This window comes from Nonomuraea sp. NPDC003707, from assembly GCF_053587055.1.
The window spans coordinates 613,302-635,862 of record NZ_JBSFNK010000002.1 but is presented as its reverse complement, the minus strand read 5'-3'; the positions used below and the strand labels follow the sequence as shown (position 1 = coordinate 635,862).

18 protein-coding genes are annotated in these 22,561 nt (G+C 72.4%); 14 read left to right on the top strand and 4 right to left on the bottom strand.

Going from position 1 to position 22,561, the window contains the following annotated elements:
• Positions 1-67 precede the first annotated feature (67 nt).
• From ACWDRB_RS06955 to ACWDRB_RS06945, 3 genes are all read left to right on the top strand, one after another.
• Positions 68-859: an IclR family transcriptional regulator gene (locus tag ACWDRB_RS06955; RefSeq protein WP_449892170.1), complete on the top strand. Its 792-nt coding sequence runs from the start codon at positions 68-70 to the stop codon at positions 857-859.
• A gap of 212 nt (positions 860-1,071) precedes the next feature.
• Positions 1,072-2,226: a cytochrome P450 gene (locus ACWDRB_RS06950; RefSeq protein WP_449892169.1), complete on the top strand. Its 1,155-nt coding sequence runs from the start codon at positions 1,072-1,074 to the stop codon at positions 2,224-2,226.
• A 111-nt stretch (positions 2,227-2,337) separates the two neighbouring features.
• On the top strand, positions 2,338-4,179 hold the full coding sequence (locus tag ACWDRB_RS06945) for a protein kinase domain-containing protein (RefSeq protein ID WP_449892168.1): 1,842 nt from the start codon (positions 2,338-2,340) through the stop codon (positions 4,177-4,179).
• Positions 4,180-4,207: 28 nt separating this feature from the next.
• On the opposite strand, the gene ACWDRB_RS06940 is transcribed toward ACWDRB_RS06945, so the two are convergent.
• Positions 4,208-5,110, bottom strand: coding sequence for a D-isomer specific 2-hydroxyacid dehydrogenase family protein (locus ACWDRB_RS06940; RefSeq protein ID WP_449892167.1), 903 nt, complete (start codon positions 5,108-5,110; stop codon positions 4,208-4,210).
• Between the two features lie 107 nt (positions 5,111-5,217).
• On the opposite strand from ACWDRB_RS06940, the gene ACWDRB_RS06935 reads away from it, so the two are divergent.
• Positions 5,218-6,531 carry an acyltransferase family protein gene (locus tag ACWDRB_RS06935; RefSeq protein ID WP_449892166.1) on the top strand — a complete coding sequence of 438 codons (1,314 nt, stop codon included), beginning with the start codon at positions 5,218-5,220 and terminating at the stop codon, positions 6,529-6,531.
• Between the two features lie 425 nt (positions 6,532-6,956).
• A complete protein-coding gene (locus ACWDRB_RS06930) occupies positions 6,957-8,147 on the top strand; it encodes a hypothetical protein (protein WP_449892165.1) in 1,191 nt (396 codons plus the stop codon).
• Positions 8,148-8,179: 32 nt separating this feature from the next.
• On the opposite strand, the gene ACWDRB_RS06925 is transcribed toward ACWDRB_RS06930, so the two are convergent.
• The gene (locus ACWDRB_RS06925; RefSeq protein WP_449892164.1) at positions 8,180-8,803 is read right to left on the bottom strand and encodes an FMN-dependent NADH-azoreductase; all 624 of its coding nucleotides are present in this window, start codon (positions 8,801-8,803) and stop codon (positions 8,180-8,182) included.
• 173 nt (positions 8,804-8,976) lie between these two features.
• Between ACWDRB_RS06925 and ACWDRB_RS06920 the strand changes: the two genes are divergently transcribed.
• The 6 genes from ACWDRB_RS06920 to ACWDRB_RS06895 all read left to right on the top strand — a co-directional run bounded on the left by ACWDRB_RS06920 (position 8,977) and on the right by ACWDRB_RS06895 (position 16,434).
• Positions 8,977-10,173, top strand: coding sequence for a sensor histidine kinase (locus ACWDRB_RS06920; protein ID WP_449892163.1), 1,197 nt, complete (start codon positions 8,977-8,979; stop codon positions 10,171-10,173).
• On the top strand, positions 10,170-10,841 hold the full coding sequence (locus ACWDRB_RS06915) for a response regulator transcription factor (protein WP_449892161.1): 672 nt from the start codon (positions 10,170-10,172) through the stop codon (positions 10,839-10,841). The genes ACWDRB_RS06920 and ACWDRB_RS06915 overlap by 4 nt, the downstream gene beginning before the upstream one ends.
• A 226-nt stretch (positions 10,842-11,067) precedes the next feature.
• The gene (locus ACWDRB_RS06910) at positions 11,068-12,312 is read left to right on the top strand and encodes a glycosyltransferase (protein ID WP_449892160.1); all 1,245 of its coding nucleotides are present in this window, start codon (positions 11,068-11,070) and stop codon (positions 12,310-12,312) included.
• A gap of 26 nt (positions 12,313-12,338) precedes the next feature.
• Positions 12,339-14,402, top strand: a complete 2,064-nt coding sequence (locus tag ACWDRB_RS06905) for an ArnT family glycosyltransferase (RefSeq protein WP_449892159.1) — start codon at positions 12,339-12,341, stop codon at positions 14,400-14,402.
• Positions 14,403-14,477: 75 nt separating this feature from the next.
• A complete protein-coding gene (locus ACWDRB_RS06900; protein WP_449892158.1) occupies positions 14,478-15,683 on the top strand; it encodes an FAD-dependent monooxygenase in 1,206 nt (401 codons plus the stop codon).
• 34 nt (positions 15,684-15,717) lie between these two features.
• Positions 15,718-16,434, top strand: coding sequence for a TetR/AcrR family transcriptional regulator (locus tag ACWDRB_RS06895; RefSeq protein WP_449892157.1), 717 nt, complete (start codon positions 15,718-15,720; stop codon positions 16,432-16,434).
• Positions 16,435-16,452: 18 nt separating this feature from the next.
• On the opposite strand, the gene ACWDRB_RS06890 is transcribed toward ACWDRB_RS06895, so the two are convergent.
• The gene (locus tag ACWDRB_RS06890; protein WP_449892156.1) at positions 16,453-17,739 is read right to left on the bottom strand and encodes an ABC transporter ATP-binding protein; all 1,287 of its coding nucleotides are present in this window, start codon (positions 17,737-17,739) and stop codon (positions 16,453-16,455) included.
• Between the two features lie 229 nt (positions 17,740-17,968).
• Between ACWDRB_RS06890 and ACWDRB_RS06885 the strand changes: the two genes are divergently transcribed.
• From ACWDRB_RS06885 to ACWDRB_RS06875, 3 genes are read left to right on the top strand one after another with little or no spacing between them, the layout of a single operon-like run.
• Positions 17,969-19,438, top strand: coding sequence for a glycoside hydrolase family 13 protein (locus tag ACWDRB_RS06885; protein WP_449892155.1), 1,470 nt, complete (start codon positions 17,969-17,971; stop codon positions 19,436-19,438).
• A 5-nt stretch (positions 19,439-19,443) separates the two neighbouring features.
• Positions 19,444-20,469, top strand: coding sequence for a LacI family DNA-binding transcriptional regulator (locus tag ACWDRB_RS06880; protein ID WP_350726872.1), 1,026 nt, complete (start codon positions 19,444-19,446; stop codon positions 20,467-20,469).
• On the top strand, positions 20,466-21,338 hold the full coding sequence (locus ACWDRB_RS06875) for a carbohydrate kinase family protein (RefSeq protein WP_449892153.1): 873 nt from the start codon (positions 20,466-20,468) through the stop codon (positions 21,336-21,338). Before ACWDRB_RS06880 ends, ACWDRB_RS06875 begins: the two co-directional genes overlap by 4 nt.
• On the opposite strand, the gene ACWDRB_RS06870 is transcribed toward ACWDRB_RS06875, so the two are convergent.
• Complete coding sequence (locus ACWDRB_RS06870) at positions 21,322-22,533, bottom strand: MFS transporter (protein WP_449892152.1); 1,212 nt, start codon at positions 22,531-22,533, stop codon at positions 21,322-21,324. The genes ACWDRB_RS06875 and ACWDRB_RS06870 overlap by 17 nt on opposite strands.
• Positions 22,534-22,561: the final 28 nt, after the last annotated feature.

Below are 22,561 nucleotides of genomic sequence, written 5' to 3'. Positions count from 1 at the left end.
GCCAAGGACAGGACAACCGCAGCCCCCGGGAAGCCCCTTTCGCTCTCCGGAGAGCGAAAGGACATCAATGCCGACGGAACTGGTCCGCCAAGTGCAGAGGATGGCGGACGACCGCCCCGTGGCCCAGCCGGGCAGCCTGGAGCGGGGCATCGACATCCTGCTGGCGCTCGGCGCCGCCTCCCACCCGGTCAGCCTCTCGCAGCTGTGCCGCAGCACGGGCCTGCCCAAGTCGACCGCCCACCGCATCCTGGGCGTGCTGTGCTCGCGCGAGCTGGCCAGGCGGGTGGGCAACGGCTACCTGCCGGGCGAGCTGCTGGAGACGATGGCCGGCATCACCCGGGCCCGCGTGCCCGGCACCCGCAAGGTCGTGCTTCCTTACCTGCTCTACCTGTACGAGGCCACCAGGCAGACGGTCAACCTGGCGGTCCCCTCCGGCCTGGAGGCCCGTTACGTCGAGCGCCTCTACGGCCACAACCGCGTCGACTCCCGCTCCGACGGCATGGACCGCGTGCCGCTCCACTGCACGGCGACCGGCAAGGCGCTGCTGGCCTTCGACCCGAGGCTGCGCCAGGAGCTGCTGGCGCGCGGCTCGTTCGAGCGGATGACGCGCCGCACGATCACCACGCTGGGCGGGCTCGAACGCGAGCTGGCCCAGGTCCGCCGGCACGGCGTGGCGTACTCGCAGGAGGAGTTCACCGAGGGTGTGGCGTGCGTGGCGGCGCCGGTGTTCGGCCCGGGCGGCCGGATCTGCATGTCCCTCGGCGTGGCCGCCCCCGTGGGCGCGGTGCCGCTCGCCAAGCTCGGCATCTCCGTACGCGGCGCCGCCCAGGCCATCTCGGCGGCCCTCCTCGGCGCGTAGGCGTTCCGGCCATCGGAACATCTCCGCGGCCTCAGCCCGGAAGTGTTCCGGTGGCCGAGACCCCTGATTGCGAACGCGGCGCCACGGGAGATCACATCGGCATATGGACTTCCTTCCTGCTCCGGCCACCCAGGAGGCGCCCGCGGGCCGAAAGGTCAGTGCCCGCATGGCCACGGACCCGCGGGCGCCGGTCGGAGCACGGAAGGCCGCGCGTGCCTAGGGACCTCCCCCGGGCCACCGTGCTGGAGAGCCTGCGCCTGGCCGCCACGATCGTCCCGCCGGGCTTGCCGCATCTGACGCGTGGGCGCGACCCGCTGCGCTCCCGCGCGCTGCTGGCCGAGCTCGAGGCCAGGTACGGCGGCCGCCCCGTCCTGGTGCGCGGCCTGCGCGGCCCCGCGCTGCTGATCATCTCCAAGCGGGACGCCCTGCGCGTGCTGTCGGAGGAGGGCGAATTCGCGCAGGGCGTCGAGCAACGCCCCTTCGGCCTGCCGACGGACGTGCTGCGCCCGACGTTCATCGACATCGCCAGGGAGGAGGCCGGGGAGCTCACCTCCGGCGTGGTCGACCACGACCGGCTGAACGCCCGGTGGCAGCGGGTGGCCAGGCGCTGCGTCTACGGCGACGGCGCGGCCGACGACGTGGAGCTCACCCGCCTGCTGACGGACCTCACGCGGGCCGGCAGGTGGCGCGACAGGCGGCGCCAGGACCTGCTCTCGGGCCGCTACGGCGCCCGCATCCTCGACCACCTGCGCCGCGCCGAACCCGGCAGCCTGGCCGGCCTGATCGCGGAGAGGCCGGGGGTGGGCCGCTCGCGCGGGCTCATGCAGGCGGCGTTCTGGCTGATGGGCCTCGGCGTGATGTCGGCGGGGCTGATGCAGACGCTGGCGCTGCTGGCCGCCCACCCGGCCCAGCGCAAGTCGGCCCGCCGCGACGCCGACTACCTGCGGGCCTGCCTGCGCGAAGGGCTGCGCCTGTGGCCGCCGGTGCCGGCGCTGTCGCGGGTCACCGCCACCGGGACCGACTGGTACGGCACCACCCTGCCCGCCGGCACCACCGTGCTCGTGCCGATCGCCGCGCACCAGCGCAGCTCGCGCCTGCCGTACGCGAACACCTTCGCCCCCGAGATCTGGCTGGACGGCACCGCGGCGAACGAGTGGTGGGCCAGACCGGGCTGCGACGGCGTGCACCTCACGCTCGCGGTCGGGACCGCCTTCCTGGCCGGCATCGTCCGCGCCGCCCGCCCCAAGCCGGTCGGGCGGCTGCTGTCCCCGCACCGTCCCCTCCCCCACACCCTCAACCTCTCGCGCCTGCGGGTGACGATGCGCCCCTTGCGCATCCACGGCGCTCCTTCTCCTGCTCAGAACTAGTCGCCACCGGGCAGGCACTTCCTCCGTTAGAGTCTTGGGTACAAAATGACGTGCCGGGCGGAGGAACGGTTCGGATTGAGACGGGATGACGACGGCGAGAGGACGGCTACGTTGGGGCGCTCCGCAGGCACTCCGCTGGAGCCGGAAGATCCGCCGGCGATCGGCCCCTATGAGCTGGTCAGCCGTCTCGGCTCCGGTGGCATGGGCGTGGTCTACCTCGCCAAGGCGGCCGACGGGCAGCGGGTGGCGCTCAAGGCGATCCGGCGCGACTACACGGCCGACCCGGTCTACCGGGCGCGTTTCCACGAAGAGGTGTCCAACGCGCGCAAGGTGGCCTCGTTCTGCACGGCGCGCGTGCTCGACCACGGCGAGGACCGCGGCGTCCTCTACCTCGTCACCGAGTACATCGACGGCATCTCGCTAGAGGACCACCTGATCGAGCACGGCGCGCTGTCGCCGTCGGTGCTGCACTCCGCGGCCGTCGGCGTGGCCGCCGCGCTGACCGCGATCCACGCGGCCGGGCTGGTGCACCGCGACCTCAAGCCGGCCAACGTGATGCTGACGCTGGCCGGGCCCCGGGTGATCGACTTCGGGCTGGCGCGCTCGACGCACGTCAGCTCCCGGCACACGAACGCCGGCATGGTGATGGGCACGCCCGGATGGATCGCTCCCGAGCAGGTCTTCGAGGGGCGCACCAGCCCGGCGGGCGACGTGTTCGCCTGGGGGTCGCTGATCGCCTACGCGGGGCTGGGCGGGCATCCGTTCGGCGAGGGTGACGCGTACGTGATGGCGGCCCGGGCCCGCAGCGCGCCGCCCGACCTGCGGGGGCTGCCCGCGCCGCTGGACCGGCTGGTGGCCGCGGCCATCCACCCCGACCCGACCCGCCGGCCCGCGGCCAAGCAGCTGCTGCTGGAGCTGGTGGGGGCGGCCGACGAGCCCGCGGCGCAACTCGCCGCCACCAAGCACCTGACCAACTCGTGGAACCCGTCGGACTTCCCGATGATGCCGCCTCCGATGCCGCCCGATCGTACGGGCGCGGTGCCGGGCGCGGGCCGCCCGCCCCGCCGGCCCGAGGGTCGTGCTCCCCACGCCGAGCCCCGCAGGCCACAGCCTCCGCCGCCCGCCGAACGCACCGGCCCCACGCCGAGGGCGGCGAGCCACGTGCCGCCCGCCGAGCGCACCGGCCCCAAGCCCGGCATGATGCAGCCGCCGCCCGCCGAACGCACGGGGCCCAAGCCCGGCATGATGCAGCCGCCGCCCGCCGAGCGGACCGGGCCCACGCCCGGCGTCGGCCGGGTGCCGCAGCAGCCGCCGGCGCCCCACCCCGAGCGGACCGGTCCCGTGCCGCAGACCGGGATGGGCCCGCGGGGGCCGCATCCGGATCTCACCGGCCCGGTCCCCCACCACCAGACCGGGCAGGGGCCGATGCCCCACCCCTCCGCCACCGGCCAGGGGCCGTTGCCGGGCTATCCGCCCGCCAAGCCCAAGCGGGGTGTACTCGCGGGCTGCATGACCGCCTTGATCATCGCGTTCGTGCTGGTGGTGGGGCTGATCCTCGTGCTGATCTGGGTGCTGCGGCCCTCGTCGGCCGGCGAGGACGGGCCCGTGCAGGACGGCAAGCTGCGCTTCGCCGTCACCAGCACGAAGTGTCCCAAGCCCGTGAAGTCCGCGCAGACCCGCACGTGCCAGATCGGCGTGCGGGTCAGCAACGTCGGCCAGGAGGCCAGGGTGCTCTACCCGGGCCAGCAGAAGCTGGTGGATGAGGACAAGGAGTTACACGGCGGCACCAAGCTGCTCGACAAGGACGGCAAGGAGATCACGCCGATCCGCATCGAGGCGGGCCAGTCGTTCGCCGGCGCGCTGGTGTTCGAGCTGCCGAAGGACCTCGCCCCGGCCGCGCTCGAGGTGCACGACTCGGGGCTGAGCAACGGGGCCCGCCTCAACCTCGACTGAGCCGTCTCTGAGCCGTCTCTGGGGCGCCTCAGAACCCCTCGGTCGGGGAGACCACGCCCTCCAGCGGGGCGCCGTCGCCGAAGCGTCGCACGTTGGCGGTGACGCGTTCGGTCAGGCCGCGCCAGTAGGAGGAGGGCGGGTTGGCGGAGTGGGGCGTGATGAGCACGTTGTCCAGGCTCCACAGCGGATGCCCGTCGGGCAGCGGCTCCGGGTCCGTGACGTCCAGCGCCGCGCCGCCGATGCGGCCCGCGCGCAGCGCGTCCACCAGTTCGTCGGTCACGACGAGGCTGCCTCGGGCGACGTTCACCAGCCAGGCGTCCTCGCGCATGAGCTCGAACTCCCGCTTCCCGAACATCCCCCTCGTCTCCGGCGTGGCCGGCGCCAGGACGACCACGTAGTCGGCCTCGGGCAGCACCTCGCGGTAGCGGGCTCGCGGCAGCACGAGGTCCGCGCCTGGCGCCTCGCCGCTGTCGGTGACCGCCAGGACCCGGCAGCCGAACGGCTCCATCATCCGCATGAGCACCCGCCCGATGCCGCCGTAGCCGACGATCGCGACCGTCGAGCCCGCGAACTCCCTGGACGTCTTCGGCTCCCACGCCTTGACCCTGGCCGCCCGGTACAGCCGGCGCGCGGCCGCCAGCATCAGGGCCATCGCGTGCTCGGCCACCGGCAGGCCGTAGGAGCCGGTGGCAGCGGTGAAGACCGGGTGCTCGGAGATCAGCCCGGCGTCGGCGAACCGCTCGATGCCCGCGCTCGGCAGTTGCACCCAGCGGATGCCCTCGTGGAGCATCGGCCGCAGCTCCGCGGGACCGCCGCCGAAGAAGACGATCGCCTCGGCCTCCTCCAGCGGCACGACCTGGCCGCCCGCCTGACGCACCGCCTCGATGAGCACGGGCACCGGCTCGGGTCCGACATGGACGGCGACGGTCATGCTGGGGCCTCCTTCTCGCCACGGGATCATTAGCGTATCGGTGATGCCCGAGCACGACGTTCTTCGGTGCCAGCATCTCTTCAGCCTTCGTGGGTAGGTTTGGGCGGGTGTCCGCCGTCGCCGCCCAGCCCGTGACCACCTCCGTCCCCGCCGCCGCCCGGCTCGCGTGGCTGGACGCGCTCCGGGGGATCGGCGCGCTGGCCGTGGTGGCCGAGCACCTGCTGCCGTGGTTCCTGCCCCAGCTCAGGCCGTACTGGTTCAGCCTCGGCATCTACGGCATCCTCGTGTTCTTCCTGGTCAGCGGCTACATCATCCCCACGTCCCTGGAACGCCACGGCGACGTGCGCAAGTTCTGGATCAGCCGGTTCTTCCGGCTCTATCCCCTCTACCTCGGCGTGGTCGTCCTCGTGCTGGCCCTGGCCTGGTGGGTGCCGGTGCGGCCGGAGGTGCCCAGGGACGCCAGCGCGGTGGCGGCGCACGCGACCATGCTGCTCGACGTCGTGAACGTGGGCGGCGTGGCCGACACGATGTGGACGCTGTCGTACGAGATGATCTTCTACCTCCTGGTCACCGCGCTGTTCCTGATCGGGGGGCACGGCCGGAGCGGGCTGCTGTCGGTGTCGTTCGCGGCGGGGGCCGTGGTGGTGGGGCTGGTGGCGTCGGGGGCGGTGCTGACGGGCGGGTGGCCCGCCTACGTCTCCGCCGCCGTGTTCGCAGCCGGGCTGGCCTGCGTCGTGTGGGGACGCCTGCGCACGGCCGCGGCCTGCGCGCTGGGGCTGATGGCGCTGACGCTGCTGCCGCTGAGCAGCCGGGTGCCGTGGCTCGCGGTGGCGGTGCTGGCGGTGATGTTCGCGGGGACGGCCATCCACCGGTGGGAGCGGGGCCACGGACGGCTGTGGCCGGTCGCGGTGGCCGCGGCGCTGGTGGGGATCGCGCCGCTGTGGGCCGTCCAGGGCGGCTGGTGGTGGGTGCGGGCCGATGTGTGGCTGACGACGATCGTGCTGGCCGGGGCCACGTTCGCGGCGGGGATGGCGCTGCGGGGGCGGCGGCTGCCCAGGGTGCTGACCTGGCTCGGGCTGATCAGCTACTCGCTCTACCTGGTGCATCACCCGCTGCTGAAGTATTTCGTGGCGATCACCGGCGACCTGCGGCGGGCGGAGCCGGCGTACCAGCTCATGATGGCGGCGCTGGCCCTCACCGTGGTGCTGGCCGTCAGCGCGCTCAGCTACAGATACGTCGAACGGCCCATGCAGGCGCTGGGCCGCCGCCTCTCAGGCGGGCGCGCCCGCCGGCTCCAGGGCGAGGGCGATCGCGGGATGGCTCGACAGGACGCGCGACACGACGGGGTCCTCGGCCATGAGGAGGCCCAGGTGCCGGACCGCGTGCGCGACCACGTTGGCCAGGGCGACGCGCTCAGGTGACGGGGTCGCGGGCCCCTCGCCCCTGGCGATCTCCAGCTCGGGCACCTCGACCGCGGGCAGCCACGGCGCCGGGTCCGGGCAGACCGCATAGGTCAGGACGACCCCGCCGTCCGGCTCGTATCGCCAGCTCGTGGAGTGCACGACGGTCCCGGGGTCCTCGGCCGCGACCCCGCCGAGCCGGCGGGCCGCCTCGTCGGGGCTCTCCCCTCGCCGTGGCCGGGTAAGGGCATGCCGGTAGGACCAGCGATTGTCGGTGCCCACCCGTAGCATGAGCGTCTCAACCAGGATCACGTGTCTTCCCGTCACCGCCACCAACTTACTGCCAATCATATGCAAGTACGTCTCCGACGCATTGTCGCAACGCTCTTGAAAGCCGTGGCGGGCCCGGATGTAGTCGATGGCATGCGAGAGAGGGGCCGACAGCCATGCCGGGTTTGCTGGTGTTGATGGGGTCGGGCGAGACGAGCCCGACCATGGTCGAGATCCACCGCGCGGCGGCGCGTTCGCTGCGCGCCGGGGCGCGGGCCGTGCTGCTCGACACTCCCTACGCCTTCCAGGAAAACTCCGCCGACATCTCCGCCCGCGCCTGCCGCTACTTCGCGCGCAGCGTCGGCCTGGAGGTCGAGGTGGCGGCTGGGATCACGGGCGCCGACTGGGTCTTCTCGGGTCCCGGCAGCCCGACGTACGCGCTCGACCGGTGGGCCGGCTCGGGCGTGGCCGGCGACCTGCGTGCCCGCATCCGCGCGCGCGAGGGGGTGACGGTGCTGGCCTCGGCCGCCGCCTGCACGGCGGGCCTGGCCACCGTGCCGGTGTACGAGATCTACAAGGTGGGCGCGGATCCGCATTGGCGCGAGGGCGTCGACCTGCTGGAGCCGCTCGGGCTGCGGGCCGTGCTGATCCCCCATTTCGACAACGCCGAGGGCGGCACCCACGACACCCGCTACTGCTATCTGGGCGAGCGCCGGCTGTCCCGCATGGAGCGCGAGCTGCCGCCCGGCACCGCCGTCCTGGGCCTCGACGAGCACACCGCCCTGATGATCGACCTCGAGACCGAGTCGGTGCGGGTGGCGGGCCGGGGCGGCCTGACCGTCCGCCTGCCCGGCTCCACGACGGTCCTGCCCACGGGCACCCACACCGACCTGGCCGAGCTGCGCCGCCTGGCCGAGGGCGGCCCCGGCACGGGCGCCGCCACCCCGCCACCCCCGGCCGACCCCGCTCCCGCCGAGGTGACGCTGGAGGAGACGATCCACACGTGCGAGGAGCTGTTCAAGGCGGCGGTGGCCCGTCCGGACCTCGTGGCGGCGGCCCAGGCGGTGCTCGACCTGGAGGCCGAGATCGTCAAGTGGGCGGCCGACACGGAGGAGGACGCCGGCGGGGTCGACCAGGCGAGAGAGCTGATGCGGCTGCTCATCGCCCGCCTCGGCGAGCTCGCCTCGACCGCCCGCCTCCGCTCGCAGAGCCTCCCTTCCCTGGTGGAGCCCCTGCTGGTGCTCCGCACCCGGCTGCGCGAGGAGGGGCGGTACGAGGTGGCGGACGCGGTGCGGGCGGCGATGCAGGAGGGCGGGGTCCTCGTGGAGGACACCCCGGACGGGCCCCGCTGGACCTGCGCCTCCTGAGGCATCCGGCGGACACCTGTTTCGGCTGAGCGTCAGAACGTCCTGGCGATCCGGCGGGCGCGTTCGTCGGCCTGCTTGCGTTCGGCCTCGTACGAGCCCGTCAGCGTCGGGTGATGGCGGATCTCCTGGATGTCGGCGATGCCGGCCCAGCGGAGCCAGTCGTCGAAGTACGTCGACTGGAAGTCATTGCCGAACTCCGGCCCCAGGCCGGGACCCCAGACGGCGCTGGTGTAGACGACGGCGGCGCGCTTGCCGGTCAGCAGGCCGCGATACCCGGTCTCCGGGTGCACGTCGAAGACCATCGCCGGCTGGCTGACCACGTCGATGAACTGCTTCAGCTTGTAGGGCACGCCCCCGTTCCACATCGGCACGCTGAAGAGGTAACGGTCGTAGGAGTCGAAGCGCTCGAACGTCCGCACGGCCGCCGCCCACGCCTCCGCCTGCTCCCCCTCGGGCGTGCCACCGCCGAACACGGTCATCTTCGCGCCCGCGGCGGCGGGGCCGAACTCGGGGAGCGTGCCGTCCCACAGGTCGAAGTGATCGACCGTCGCACCGGGCCTGGCGGCGCGGTACTCCTCGACGAACGTCCGCGCGATGCCCAGCGAGATCGACTCGCCCCCGCGGGGGGAGGCGGAGATGTGCAGCAGTCTGCTCATGATTTCAGGTCCTTTCCGGACTGTGGTCCGATTACTGCATCGAAAATACGGACTGCGGTCCGATTGGTCAAGTGGCGGAGCGACGGGCGTACTGCGGGCGCAGTAGAGCGGATGGGTACCACGGGATGAGGGACTTCGCCCAGGTCAGGCCTAACGTTTGAAAGGTGCGTACGGTGACCTGGCTGAGACGGGAACTCCTGTCCCGTCCCTATGCGGCCGACACGGTCCTGGCCGTGTGCGTGTATGCGACGACGCTGCTGGCGCCGGGCGCTCCCCCGCCGCCCGGCGCGGAGTGGCACGACCCGATGCGGCCCCTCACCGCGTACGACATCGCGCTGGCCGCGGTCGTCTGCGGCGCGCTGGTCTTCCGGCGGCGGTGGCCCCACGCCGTGCTCGCCGTCACGGTCACCGGGTTCGCCGCCTATGCCATGATCGACGGCGGGCGGAACGTGCTGGACCTGGGGTCGGCGATCGCGATGTACACGGTGGCCTCCCGATGCCCGCGCCGGCACGCGTGGATCTGCGGCGGGCTCGCCGCGCTGGTGGTCGCCGTGGCCAGGGTCGTGTTCGGCGACAGCGCGTGGCTGGCGCCCGAGGTGCTGGCGCCGATCGCGGCGATCGGCATGGCCACCGCCGTCGGGGACTCGCTGCGCAGCCGCCGGGCGTACGTGGCCGCCATCGAGGAGCGGGCGCGCCGGGCCGAGGAGACGCGCGAGGAGGAGGCCGAACGCCGGGTGATGGAGGAACGGCTGCACATCGCGCGGGAGCTGCACGACGTTCTCGCCCACCACATCGCGCTGATCAACGTGCAGGCGCAGGTCGCCGCGTACATGCTGGAGAGCGAACCCGAGCAGGCCCGCGCGGCGCTGGGCCATGTCCGCGAAGCCGGCAAGGAGGCGCTGGACGAGCTGCGGACGACGGTGGGGCTGCTGCGCCGGCCGGGCAGCCGCGACGAGCTCCTGACCGAGCCCGCGCCGGGGCTGGACCGGCTGCCGGAGCTGGTCGACTCCTTCACCGCCGCCGGGCTGAAGCTGGGCCGGCTGCTCTACGGCGATCCGAGACCGCTGCCGGCCCCTGTGGACCTCGCCGCGTTCCGGATCGTCCAGGAGGCGCTGACCAACGTGAGCAAGCACGCGCCGCGGGCGACCGCCACCGTGCGGATCGAGTACGCCGCCGACGAGGTGATCGTCACCGTGACCGACGACGGTCGTGGCGGTGCGGGCGGGATCTCCCCCGGGTTCGGTCACGGCCTGATCGGCATGCGGGAGCGGGCCCTGTCGGTCGGCGGCACGTTCCTCGCCGGGCCCGTGGACGGCGGCGGGTTCCGGGTGCACGCCGTGCTGCCCACCTCCAGGGAGAACAGGCGATGACCGTCAACGTGCTGCTGGCCGATGACCAGGCGCTGGTCCGCGCGGGGTTCCGGGTGCTGATCGACTCGGCCCCCGACCTGCACGTGGTCGGCGAGGCCGCCAATGGTCACGACGCCGTACGGCTGGCGCGGGAGACCATGGCCGACGTGGTGCTGATGGACGTCCGCATGCCCGGGATGGACGGTCTGGCCGCGACGAGGGAGATCACCTCCGACGAGGCCATGGCCGGGGTCCGGGTGCTGGTCCTGACCACGTTCGAGATCGACGAGTACGTCTTCGCCGCGCTGCGGGCGGGCGCCAGCGGCTTCCTCGGCAAGGGCGTGGAGGCCGGCGAGCTGCAGGAGGCCATCAGGGTGGTGGCCAGGGGCGAGGCGCTGCTGTCGCCGTCGGCGACCAGCCGGCTGATCACCCGCTTCCTGGCCGGCCCCGGCGTCTCGGCCCAGCACGTCCCCGAAGACCTCGCCGTGCTCACCGAGCGCGAACGGGAGGTGATGACCCTGGTCGCCTGCGGACGCACCAACGACGAGATCGCTGACCTGCTGGGGATCAGCCGGGTGACCGCCAAGACCCACGTCAACCGGGCCATGACCAAGCTGAAGGCGCACGACCGCGCCCAACTGGTGATCATCGCTTACGAGACCGGCCTGGTCCGTCCCCAGGCCCGCTGATCGGCCGGGAACCGCGGGCGCGGTAGGCCCGCGCCCGCGTCTACTGCGATCGCCGCAGCTCAGAACCCTCCTCCAGGCGGACGTTCCCCCGGGGCGGGGCCACGAGGCTTGAGGGGTGACCACGACGGCCCCGGCGCGAGGATCGCGCCCGGCGTCGTGCTGATCGCCGGTGATGGAGCCGTCCCACCGAGCGATCTGACATCCCTGCGAAGAGAAGTGGACAGCGATGACCGACACCACCTGCGGCCAGGGCGTCCTCCGTGACTTCCAGCGCTCGGAGCTGCCGAATCCCACGGTCGAGATCGTCATCCCCGTCTACAACGAGGAGCGCGCGCTCCCGGGATGCCTGCGCACCCTGCACGCGCACCTCCGTGAGCGGATGCCGTTCCCCTGGCGGATCACCGTGGCGGACAACGCGAGCCGTGACCGGACGCTGGAGGTGGCCCGGGAGCTGGCCGTCGAGCTGCCCGGCACGGACGTGGTCCACCTCGACAGGAAGGGGCGCGGGCTCGCACTGCGTACTGTGTGGGGCGCGAGCGAGGCCGACATCGTCGTCTACATGGACGTCGACCTGTCCACGCGCCTGGACGGGCTGTTGCCGCTGATCGCCCCGCTCGCCAGCGGCCACTCCGACCTCGCCATCGGCAGCCGGCTGGCCTCCGGCGCGCGCACCGTGCGCGGGCCGCGCCGCGAGCTGATCTCCCGCTGCTACAACGCGATCATCCGGCTCACCCACGGAGCCCGGTTCAGCGACGCGCAGTGCGGCTTCAAGGCCGCCCGTACGGACGTGCTCGGCCCGCTGCTCGAAAGGACGCAGGACGACGCCTGGTTCTTCGACACCGAGCTGCTGCTGCTCGCCGAGCACAACGGGCTGCGCATCCACGAGGTCCCGGTCGACTGGGTCGAGGACGTGGACACCCGGGTCGACGTCGTCGGCACCGCCGTGGACGACCTGCGCGGGCTGTGGCGGGTGGCCCGCATGAAGGCCTCAGGCGCCGCACGGGCTCCGCTGCCGCGGCGCCCCGCCCCCGCCGCCGAGCACCCCGACGCCGTGCTGGCCCCCGCCAGGGCGGGCTCCCGCATCACCTGGGAGGTCGGCTGCTTCGTGGCCATCGGCGTGCTCTCGACGGCCGGTCAGGCCCTGCTCTACTGGCTGCTGCGCGCGTGGTGGCCGCCCATGATCGCGAACCTGGTGTCGCTGCTCGTCCTCACCGTGCTCAACACCGAGGCCAACCGCCGCCTCACCTTCCGCTGGTCCGGCACGGGGGCCGGACGGGCGCACCTGGGAGCGGGGGCCCTCTTCCTGCTCGGGTACGTCGTCACCTCCGCCGCCGTGCTGCTGTTCCGCCAGGTCCAGCCCGACGCGTCGGCCGCGGCCGAGACGCTCGTGCTCACCGCCTCGTCCGCGCTGGTCACCGCCGTCCGCTTCGTGACGCTGCGCCTGGCCGTCTTCCGCCGTCCCACACCCTGATCGTCTTCGGAGAAGAAGAAGCACAGATGACCGACATCACCGAACTGCCGCCGCGTGCCGCCGGCCGTCGCCTGCCCGGCTGGGTGGCCCCGGCCGCGATGGCGGCGATCCTGCTCCTGGCCACCGGCCTGTACGGCTGGGCCCTCGGCTCCCTCGGCTGGGGCAACGGCTACTACTCCGCCGCCGTGAAGTCGATGGGCCAGAGCTGGACGAACTTCCTGTTCGGCGCCTACGACCCGGCCGGCGTGATCACCGTCGACAAGCCGCCGGCGGCGCTGTGGCCGCAGGTCCTCAGCACCAAGCTCTTCGGCCTGCACGGCTGGGCGCTGATCCTGCCCCAGGTGCTGGAAGGCGTCGCCACGGTGTTCCTCCTGCACCGCACCGTACGCCTGTGGGCGGGCGAGGCGGCGGGGCTGCTGGCCGCGCTGGTCCTGACCCTGACCCCGATCACGGTGGCGATCAACCGCGACAACAACCCCGACACCCTGCTGGTGCTGACGCTGGTGGCGGCAGCGTACGCGCTGACTCGAGCGCTGCGGACGGACTCCGGCCGGGCCGCCCTGCGCTGGTTGTGCGCCGCAGGGCTCCTGATCGGCCTCGGCTTCCTGACGAAGATGCTGGCCGCCTGGATGGTGATCCCCGCCTTCGCGGCGGCCTGGCTGGTCGGCGCGCGCGGTCCCTGGCCCGGCCGGCTGGCCAGGCTGCCGGCCGGGGGCGCGGTCCTCGCCGTGTCGTCCCTGTGGTGGGTCGCGATGGTCGCGCTCTGGCCGGGGAACCGTCCGTACGTCGGCGGCAGCACCGACGGGAGCGCCTGGGACCTGGTCATCGGCTACAACGGCCTCGGCCGGGTCCTCGGCGGCGGGAGCGGCGGCGTCCCGGGCGGCTTCGGCATCTCCTTCGGCGGCGCGGCCGGTCCGGGGCGGCTCTTCAACGAGCAGGTCGGCGGGCAGATCAGCTGGCTGCTGCCGTTGTGCGGGGTGGCGCTGCTGCTGGCCCTGGCCGTCGCCGTACTGCGCCGGCGCGGGGTCGCGATGCCCGGTGAGCCGCTCGCCGCGGCGGGATGGGTGCTTTGGGGCACCTGGCTGGTGGTCTGCGGCGTGGTGTTCGCCACGCAGCAGGGGATCTTCCACCCGTACTACACGACGCAGCTGGCCCCCGCCATCGCCGCCCTCACCGCGGGCTTCGTCACGACGCTGGCCCGCGCCCATCGGGCGGGGGCGCGCTGGGCGCTCCCGCTGGGGGCCGGGGCCGTCGCGGTGACCGCGGCCTGGGCCTGTGCCGTGATCGGGCGGGCCCCGTTCTGGAACGGCTGGCTGGTGTGGCCTGTGGGCGCGGCCGGGCTGGCGGCGGTCGTCCTGCTCCTGCTGTCCGCCGGCCGGCGACGGCTGCTGCCCGCCGCCCTCGGCGTCGCGGTCCTGGCGGTGCTGGCGGCGCCCGCGGCCTGGGCGATCAGCGTTCCCGGCACCACGTCGGCGCTGGGCGGCGCCAACCCCACCGCGGGGCCGCCGGCCATGCCCTTCGGCGGCGGTGGCGGAGCCGGCCCGGCTCCGGGCGGGCGCGAACTCCCGGAAGGGATGCGGCTCCCGCCAGGCATGGAACTCCCGGAAGGCATGGAACTCCCGCCAGGCATGAAACTCCCCGAAGGCTTCCCCGGCGGGAGCCCGGGCGGCATGCCATCCGGACTCGCGGGCGGCTTCCCGGGAGGCTTTCCCGGCGGCGGCGGCGAGCTCACCTCCGACCAGCGCAAGATCCTCGACCATGCCGTCAAGAACTCCGGCTCCGCCCGGATCAAGCTCGCCGTCGAGGGTGGCGCCATGTTCGCCTCCACGTTCATCCTCGGCAGCGACGCCACCGTGATCGGCATGGGCGGCTTCATCGGCATCGACGACGCCCCGACCGTCCGGCAGCTGAAGGACTGGACGGGTTCCGGGCAGCTGCGCTTCGTTCTGGGATCCGGCTTCGGCGCCATGATGGGCGGGTCGAGCACGAGCCGCTCGCAATGGATCAAGGCGAACTGCGCCGAAGTCCCCGCCGCCGCCTATGGAGGTAGTCCCACGACCGGCGGCCTCACCCTCTACGACTGCGCCTAAAAAACTGACCAACAGAACCAATCTGGTCAGTTTGTCTATTAGGGTCGTGGTGACACGACAGAAAGGGAGTCGGCAATGAAGGACGCAGTCGGGCGTGCGCTGGTGGTGGGGCTCGGGATCGCGGGCATCGCCACCGCGCTGCGCCTGCGGCAGGTCGGCTGGGAGCCGGTGCTGGTGGAGCGGGCTCCGGCCCGCCGCTCGGGCGGGTACTTCATCCTGCTGTTCGGCACCGGTCTCGCCTCCGCTCAGCGGCTGGGCGCGCTGGAGGCGATCGGCGACCGCACCCCGCGGCTTCCCCCCTACGAGGTGAACCGGGCCGGTCGCCACACCGCCGGCATGAGCCTGGCCAACCTGCCAGGCAAGCCACGGGTGGTGCTGCGCGGGGACATCGAGCGGGCGCTGTTCTCCGCGCTGCCGGCCGATGTGGAGATCCGCTATTCCACCGTGCCCACCCACATCGCGCAGGACGACTCCGCGGCGGAGGTCACCCTGCGCGACACCGCCTCCGGCGCCACTGTCACCGAGCGCTTCGACCTGGTGGTGGGCGCCGACGGGATGCGCTCGACCGTGCGCAGGCTGGCCTTCGGCCCCGAGGAGCACCTGCACCCGCTGAACTACATGATCGGCGCCACCGTGCTGGACCGGCCGATCGAGGGCCTCGGCCAGGGGCAGGGCCTGACCCTGGCCGAGCCGGGACGCTCAGCGTGGATCTTCCCCTTCTCCGACCACCCGCCGGGCCTGCTGTTCTCCTACCGCACCGACGACATCGACGCCGAGTTCGCCCGCCCGCCGATCGAGTCCATCCGCGCCGCGTTCGGGCCGCAGCCCGCCGGACCGCTCCTGGAGAAGTTGTTCACGGCGTTCGAGCAGGCTCCGGAGTCCCTGTTCGACTCGGTGAACCAGGTCAAGATGCCGCGCTGGCACCACGGCCGGGTGGTCCTGGTCGGCGACGCCGCCTGGTGCGTGACCCTGTACGCGGGCATGGGCGCCTCCAGCGGCATCGCCGGAGGCGAGCTGCTGGGCACCATGGTGCAGCGCCATCCCGACGACCTGCCCGCCGCACTGTCCGCGTGGGAGGCCCGGATGCGGCCCTTCATCCAGACCGAGCAGGACAGCGCGCTGATCATGCGCAGAATCTTCACGCCCCACGACCGCAAGGAACTGGTCATGCGCGGCGCGATGCTGCGCCTCATGCGCACGCCGGTCATCGGGCCGGCCATGGGCAAGATAATGAACGGCCCGGACATGAAGAACAAGACCTTCGACGTCGCCGCCGTGTGACCCGACCCCAGCACGAAAGCCGAGGACAGCCCACGTGAGCCAGCTGATCGAGCGCCACTCGCGCAAAGCCGCCCGCATCCTGGACAGCGCGCGGGAGCTGGTGCTCGATCACGGCGCGCACAAGGTCACGGTCAGCGAGATCGCCCGCGCGGCGGGGGTCGGCAAGGGCACCGTCTACCTGTACTGGCCCGCCAAAGAGGACCTCATCCTCGGGCTGTTCGCCCGCGAACTGCTGGCCTTCCTGGACGAGATCACCACCCGCGTCAGCGCCGACCCCGCCACCGTGCTGCCGCACCGCCTGGCTCCGCTGCTGGTCCGCACCGGGCTGAAGTTCCCGCTGGCACGCCGGGTGCAGAGCGGCGACGCCGATCTGCTGCGGCTGCTCACCCAGCAGGCCGGCGACCGCGAGCTGTTCGCCCGCACCACACCCGGCGCCCTGTGCGAGGCGGGCATGCCGATCCATCACCGCCACGGGCTGATCCGCCACGACCGGCCCCTGCCCGAGCTGACCTACGCCGTGCACGCCGTGCTCACGGGGTTCGGCGCCGCGCTGTCCGACCCGGCCACCGCCGCCCTCGGCGTCGATCCCGACCAGGTCCTCGCCGACACCGTGGCCCGGCTGCTCGAACCCGCCGTCGCCCCCGCCGACTCGGCCGTCGCCGCGGCCGCCGACGAGGTTCTCGCCTTCCTGCGCCAGATCCAGAAAGGGATGCTGGACCTCATCGAACGCAGCCAGACCCTCCAGCAGTGAACCGCGGCGCGGCGCCGGCTATCGGCGCGGGGGATCGATGCGGGCGCCGTCGAGGGTGAAGATCATGATGCGGGAGAGGTCGATCGCGACCTTGGCGGCGTCGCCCGTGCGCCAGACGGGGCGGTTGCCCAGGCGGACGATCAGGTCGGAGCGGCGGTGGATGCCGCTGTTCGGGTGCTGGCCGACCTGCTCCTGCTCCTGGTGCTCCTCCTCCCGCTGGGAGGAGAAGATCCGCCGTACCAGCCCCGACAGCTTCCCCGAGCCGCTCTTGTCCCCGTTGCTCCGCTGGCGCGGGTCCGGCGGCTCCGGCACCGGTACGGCGGGCACCCCGCACGCCAGGTACGCCAGCCACTCGTGCCCGTGGTACTCCAGCGCCCGCACCCGCCCGAAGAACGACGGCCCGTCGTACGACTCCTGCACCGGGGCCAGCCCGTCCGGGCGCATGCCCACCAGCACCTGCCCGCCGGTGTGCTGCGAGATCGCGTACGCCCTCGGATCGCTCCACGCCATCGTGAGCTGGTGCGGGCCGAAATCGAGCATGACGTACTGGTTCTGGGGCGTCCTGACAGTGGCCGACAACAGGTTCAACTGCTGGGAGTTGAGGAACGCCGCCACGAACGCGGTGGCTGGATCGTTGTAAATCTGGGCGGGCGTGCCGACGTCCTGGAGCACCCCTCGGTTCAGGATGGCGATCCGGTCGGCGAGCGTCAGCGCCTCCACCTGGTCGTGCGTCACGTAGATCGTGGTGACGCCGAGCGACCTGACCAGCGCCGAGATCTCCATGCGCAGCTCGGTACGCATGCCCGCGTCCAGGTTCGACAGCGGCTCGTCCATGAGGAACAGCTTGGGCTGCCGGACGATGGCCCGCCCCATGGCCACGCGCTGCCGCTGGCCGCCGGAGAGCGTGCCGGGGCGGCGGTCCAGCGTCTCGTCGATGTGCAAGGCCTTCGACAGCTCGGTCACCCGCTCGCGCACCATCGCCGGGTCCGACTTGGCGATCTCCAGGGGGAAGGCGATGTTCCCGCGCACCGTCCGGTGCGGATACAGCGCGCCGTTCTGGAACACCATGGCGACGTCACGATCGCGCGGGGCCAGATGGTTGGCGATCTCGCCGTCCAGCCACAGGTCACCCTCGGTGATCTCCTCCAGTCCCGCGATCATGCGGAGCAGCGTGGACTTGCCGCAGCCGGAGGGGCCGAGGAGGACGAGGAACTCGCCGTCTTCAGCCCGCAGGCTCAACCGGTCGACTGCGAGGTAGCCGCCCGGATACACCTTGGACACTTTGTCGAGAACGACCGAGCTCATGGGCCCACACCTTGCGCACGTGTCACCTGTGACGGGGCTGATTGAAGAGGTAGTACATCGCGCCTTAACGCTAGATGTCCACCCTTGACATAAAGAATCTCCTGCGCAGGCGTTTCGGTCGAGGGCTTTGTGGGTTCTTACGCCGAAATTTCCGGATTGGAGGGGTATGTAAGGGCTTGCGTAAACTTGCGGCAAGGGATTTCATAGTCGAGACCGTCAGGGGGAGACTATGACCGCATGGTGGCGAGACGCCGCGATTTACCAGGTGTACGTGCGTAGCTTCGCCGACGGAGACGGCGACGGCGTGGGTGACCTGATCGGCGTTCGCGATCGCCTGCCCTACCTGGCCGGGCTCGGCGTCGACGCCATCTGGCTGACGCCCTTCTACACCTCCCCCATGGCCGACTTCGGGTACGACGTCGCGGACTACCGGGACGTCGACCCGCTGTTCGGATCGCTCGCGGACGCCAAGGCGCTCATCGACGAGGCGCACGACCTCGGCCTGCGGGTGATCGTGGACATCGTCCCCAACCACACCTCCTCGGCCCACCCCTGGTTCCAGGAGGCGTTGCGCGGCGAGCACCGTGATCGTTACATCTTCCGCGACCGGCCGAACGACTGGGAGTCGATCTTCGGCGGCCCGGCGTGGACGCGGGTCGAGGACGGGCAGTGGTACCTGCACCTGTTCGATCCCGCGCAGCCGGACCTCAACTGGGACAACGACGAGGTGCGCGGCGAGTTCGAGTCGATCCTGCGGTTCTGGCTCGACCTGGGCGTGGACGGCTTCCGCGTGGACGTGGCGCACGGCATGGTCAAGCCGCGCGACCTGCCCGACATCGGCCACCCGAACCAGACCACGCTGATCGGCAAGGAGCCGGTGCCGTACTTCGACGACGACGGCGTGCACGACATCCACCGCGCGTGGCGGCGCGTGCTCGACTCCTATCCCGGCCAGCGCATCGGCGTGGCCGAGGCGTGGGCGCCGACGGCCGAGCGGCTGGCGATGTACGTCCGCCCGGACGAGCTGCACCAGGCGTTCAACTTCCACTACCTGTTCACCCCGTGGGACGCCGCCGAGCTCAGGGCGGTGATCGACTCCTCGCTCGCCACGGCCGGCTCCGTGGGCGCCCCGACCACCTGGGTGCTGTCGAACCACGACGTCAAGCGGCACGTCACCCGCTACGGCGGCCTGGCCAGGGCCCGCGCGGCCGCGCTGCTGACGCTCGCGCTGCCCGGCTCGGTCTACGTCTACCAGGGCGAGGAGCTGGGCCTGCCCGAGGTGCTCGACCTGCCGGAGGAGGTGTGCCAGGACCCGCAGCGGCTGCGCGACCCCGACAGCGGCCGGGACGGCTGCCGCGTCCCGCTGCCGTGGACGCGCGAGTCCGGCTGGCAGGACCCGTGGCTGCCGATCCCGTCCGAGTGGGCCGAGCTGAGCGTGGAGGCGCAGGAAGGGACGCCCGGCTCGACGCTGGAGCTGTACCGGGAGGCGCTGGGGCTGCGGCGCGCGCTCAGCGGGGACAGCGGGGACCTCGTCTGGCACGAGTCGCCCGAGGGCACGCTCGTGTTCTCCAGGGGGCCGTACGTCTGTGGCGTCAACCTCACCGCGACGCCGGTGGACTTCGGGATCGACGGGGAGCTCCTGATCGCGTCGGATGTCCCTGGAGCAGGGGATTCGGCGGCCTGGTGGAAAGTAAAGTGAGTGGCATGAACGGTCACGCTCGCCTAGCCGACATCGCCGCCCAGGCCGGGGTGAGTGAGGCCACGGTCAGCAGGGTGCTCAACGGCAAACCCGGCGTCTCGGCCGCCACCCGCCAGGCGGTGATGACCGCGCTCGACCTCATGGGCTACGAGCGCCCGCCCCGCCTGCGCCAGCGCAGCAACGGGCTGGTCGGCCTGGTGACGCCGGAGCTGGACAACCCGATCTTCCCCGCGTTCGCGCAGGCCATCGAGAAGGCGCTGACCCAGCACGGCTACACGCCGGTCCTGTGCACCCAGCTGCCCGGCGGCGCGCCGGAGGACGAGTTCACCGAGCTGCTGGTCGATCGCGGGGTGAGCGGCATCGTGTTCATCTCCGGGCTGCACGCCGACAGCACCGCCCGCATGGACCGCTACACCCGCCTGACCGACCGCGGGCTGCCGATCGTGCTGGTCGACGGCTACAGCGAGCACATCGACGCGCCCTTCATCTCGCCCGACGACCGCATGGCCGCCCGGCTGTCCGTGCAGCACCTGGTCGACCTCGGCCACGAGCGGATCGGGATCGCACTGGGGCCGCGCAGGTTCGTGCCGGTGATCAGGAAGATCGAGGGCTACAAGCAGGCCATGGCTCAGCTGCTCGGCGCGACCGACGTCGACGAGCTGATCGCCCACTCGCTGTTCTCCGTCGAGGGCGGGCAGGCGGCCGCCGCGCAGCTGCTGGCCCGCGGCTGCACCGGCATCGTGTGCGCGAGCGACCTGATGGCGCTGGGCGCCATCCGGGCCTGCCGGGAGCGGGGGCTGTCGGTGCCGGGAGAGGTGTCCGTGGTGGGGTTCGACGACTCGCCGCTGATCGCGTTCACCGACCCGCCGCTGACCACCGTACGCAAGCCGATCGGCGCGATGGCCTCGGCCGCCGTGCAGACGCTGCTCGAAGAGGTGAACGGCGCCCCCGCCAAGCACGTCGAGCTGATCTTCCAGCCGGAGCTCGTCGTCCGCGGCTCCACCGGCTCCGGCCCGCTGGTCAACCGGTGACCCACGATGTCCTGGTCCTCGGCGGGGCGGGGGTCGATTCGACCGTGTACGTGCCGGAGCTGCCGCTGCCGTACCGGGACACCTACCACGTGCCCCCGGTCGTCGACCGGATCGGCAACACCGGCGCGGGCGTGGCGCTGGGCTGCCACGCGCTCGGGCTCGCCGTCGCCTTCGCCGACCTGATCGGCGACGACCCGCAGGGCGCCCTGGTCCGTCAGGCGCTGCGCGAGGTCGACTGCTCCTTCGGGCCCGCCGCGGCGGGCACCCGGCGCAGCGTCCTGCTCGTGGGCCCGGACGGCCGCCGCACCTCGCTCCACGACCCGAAGGCCACGCCGGACGAGCGGCTGCCGCGCGAGCTGTACGCGAACACGCGCGCCCGGCACGTCCACCTGTCGATCATGGACTTCTGCCGCCACGTCTACCCCGACCTCGACGGCACGCCGATCTCCACCGACCTGCACGACTGGGACGGCGCCAACGACTATCACAAGGACTTCGCCTACCGGTCCGACCTGGTGTTCCTGTCGGCCACCGCGCTCCCCGACCCGGCCGCCACGATGCGCGACATCCTCGGGCGCGGCCGCGCCCACACCGTCGTCTGCACGCGCGGGGCCGACGGCTGCCTCGTCCTGACGCGCGACTCCGGCGTGCGCGCCTTCCCGGCCGCGCCGCTGCCCGGGCCGGTGGCCGACAGCAACGGCGCGGGCGACGCGTTCGTCTCCGGCTTCCTGTACGGCACGTTGCGCGGCCGGTCGCTGGAGGAGTGCGTACGGCTGGGCGCGGCAGCCGGGGCGCACGCGTGCACGGTCGCCGGCACGCACGAGTCCCCGATCACGGAGTCCGCACTGCTGGCTAGGTTTTCGCGGTAGGCGACTGATCCAGCTCCCGCCAGGCCCGGCAGACGAACGGCGGGATGGACGTGATCAGGTAGAGGCTGGTGAACGCGTAGAGCGTGGTCCGCAAGCTGGTCAGCTCGGTGAGGGAGCCGGCCAGCAGCCCGCCGGCCGGCATGGCCGCGTACGCGGCGGCCGTCATGGTGCCGAGCGCCCGCGCTCTCATGGGGGCGGGGATGCGGCCGAACTGCAGGATGCCGAGGATCGGGTTGATCGCGCCGGCCGCGAACCCGGACAGCGCGGCCGTGGCGAGCGCCACGGGGAACGGCGCGCCGAGCGCCAGGACCAGTACGCGCGGGACGCCGGCGATGAGGAAGCACACTCCGTAGGTCAGCCTCATGGGTAATCGTTCGCCGGCGGCCCCGTACACGATGGTCCCCGCCACGGCGCCCGCCCCGAGCGCGCCGGTGAGCAGGCCGAACGCGCGGGGGTCGCCTGCCACGTCGCGGGCGTACAGGGCCAGCAGCACCTGGGTCACGCCCGTGTCGAGCATGTTGACGACCACGATCATGCTGGTGGCGCTCATCTGCAGGCGGTCGCGCCAGAGGAAGGCCAGGCCGTCGCGCAGGTCGCGGATGTAGCCGCCGGATTCGCGTTCGCCGTTCTCGATGCGCGGGACTCCGCCGGCGATGAGCGCCGCCGACAGGAGGAAGGTGACGCCGTCGACGATGAGGAGCGTGCTCGGTCCCGCCCAGAGGATCAGGATGCCGGCGAGCGGGGCGCCCACCATGGTCGCGCCGCGGCTGGCGCCGTCGTACGCCGCCGTCGCGTGCTCGATGCGGACGCGGCCGAGGGCCGACAGGTCGGGCAGCATGGCCTTGCGCGCGGTCTCCCCCGGCGTGGCGGCCAGCCACCGTACGAACAGCAGGAGCAGCAGGAGCGGATAGGACAGCCCGGTCGTCAGGAACAGCGCCGGAACGGCGAGGACGACCATCCCGCTCACCAGGTCGGACACCACGCTCGCCCCACGGAACCCCAGCCAGTCCACCAGCGTGGCGCCGAACGCGGCGGAGATGACGATGGGGAACGTGGTGGCGAAGGCGGCCAGCCCCGTGAGCCCGGCGCTTCCCGTGGTCTCCAGGACGAACCAGGGGACGGCGAGCATGGAGAGCACGTTTCCGGTGACGGACAGAGCGTTGGCGGACAGCAAGGTGATGAATGGACGCCTCACGCGTAATGCCCCCGGCATCGTCTCCCGC

What these genes read in the sequence shown, in the direction of transcription:
- ACWDRB_RS06890 (WP_449892156.1), bottom strand. Translation starts at nt 17,739, where the DNA reads ATGAGCTCGGTCGTTCTCGACAAAGTGTCCAAGGTGTATCCGGGCGGC.
- ACWDRB_RS06885 (WP_449892155.1), top strand. Translation starts at nt 17,969, where the DNA reads ATGACCGCATGGTGGCGAGACGCCGCGATTTACCAGGTGTACGTGCGT.
- ACWDRB_RS06915 (WP_449892161.1), top strand. Translation starts at nt 10,170, where the DNA reads ATGACCGTCAACGTGCTGCTGGCCGATGACCAGGCGCTGGTCCGCGCG.
- ACWDRB_RS06925 (WP_449892164.1), bottom strand. Translation starts at nt 8,803, where the DNA reads ATGAGCAGACTGCTGCACATCTCCGCCTCCCCCCGCGGGGGCGAGTCG.
- ACWDRB_RS06940 (WP_449892167.1), bottom strand. Translation starts at nt 5,110, where the DNA reads ATGACCGTCGCCGTCCATGTCGGACCCGAGCCGGTGCCCGTGCTCATC.
- ACWDRB_RS06930 (WP_449892165.1), top strand. Translation starts at nt 6,957, where the DNA reads ATGCCGGGTTTGCTGGTGTTGATGGGGTCGGGCGAGACGAGCCCGACC.
- ACWDRB_RS06955 (WP_449892170.1), top strand. Translation starts at nt 68, where the DNA reads ATGCCGACGGAACTGGTCCGCCAAGTGCAGAGGATGGCGGACGACCGC.
- ACWDRB_RS06900 (WP_449892158.1), top strand. Translation starts at nt 14,478, where the DNA reads ATGAAGGACGCAGTCGGGCGTGCGCTGGTGGTGGGGCTCGGGATCGCG.
- ACWDRB_RS06910 (WP_449892160.1), top strand. Translation starts at nt 11,068, where the DNA reads ATGACCGACACCACCTGCGGCCAGGGCGTCCTCCGTGACTTCCAGCGC.
- ACWDRB_RS06880 (WP_350726872.1), top strand. Translation starts at nt 19,444, where the DNA reads ATGAACGGTCACGCTCGCCTAGCCGACATCGCCGCCCAGGCCGGGGTG.
- ACWDRB_RS06905 (WP_449892159.1), top strand. Translation starts at nt 12,339, where the DNA reads ATGACCGACATCACCGAACTGCCGCCGCGTGCCGCCGGCCGTCGCCTG.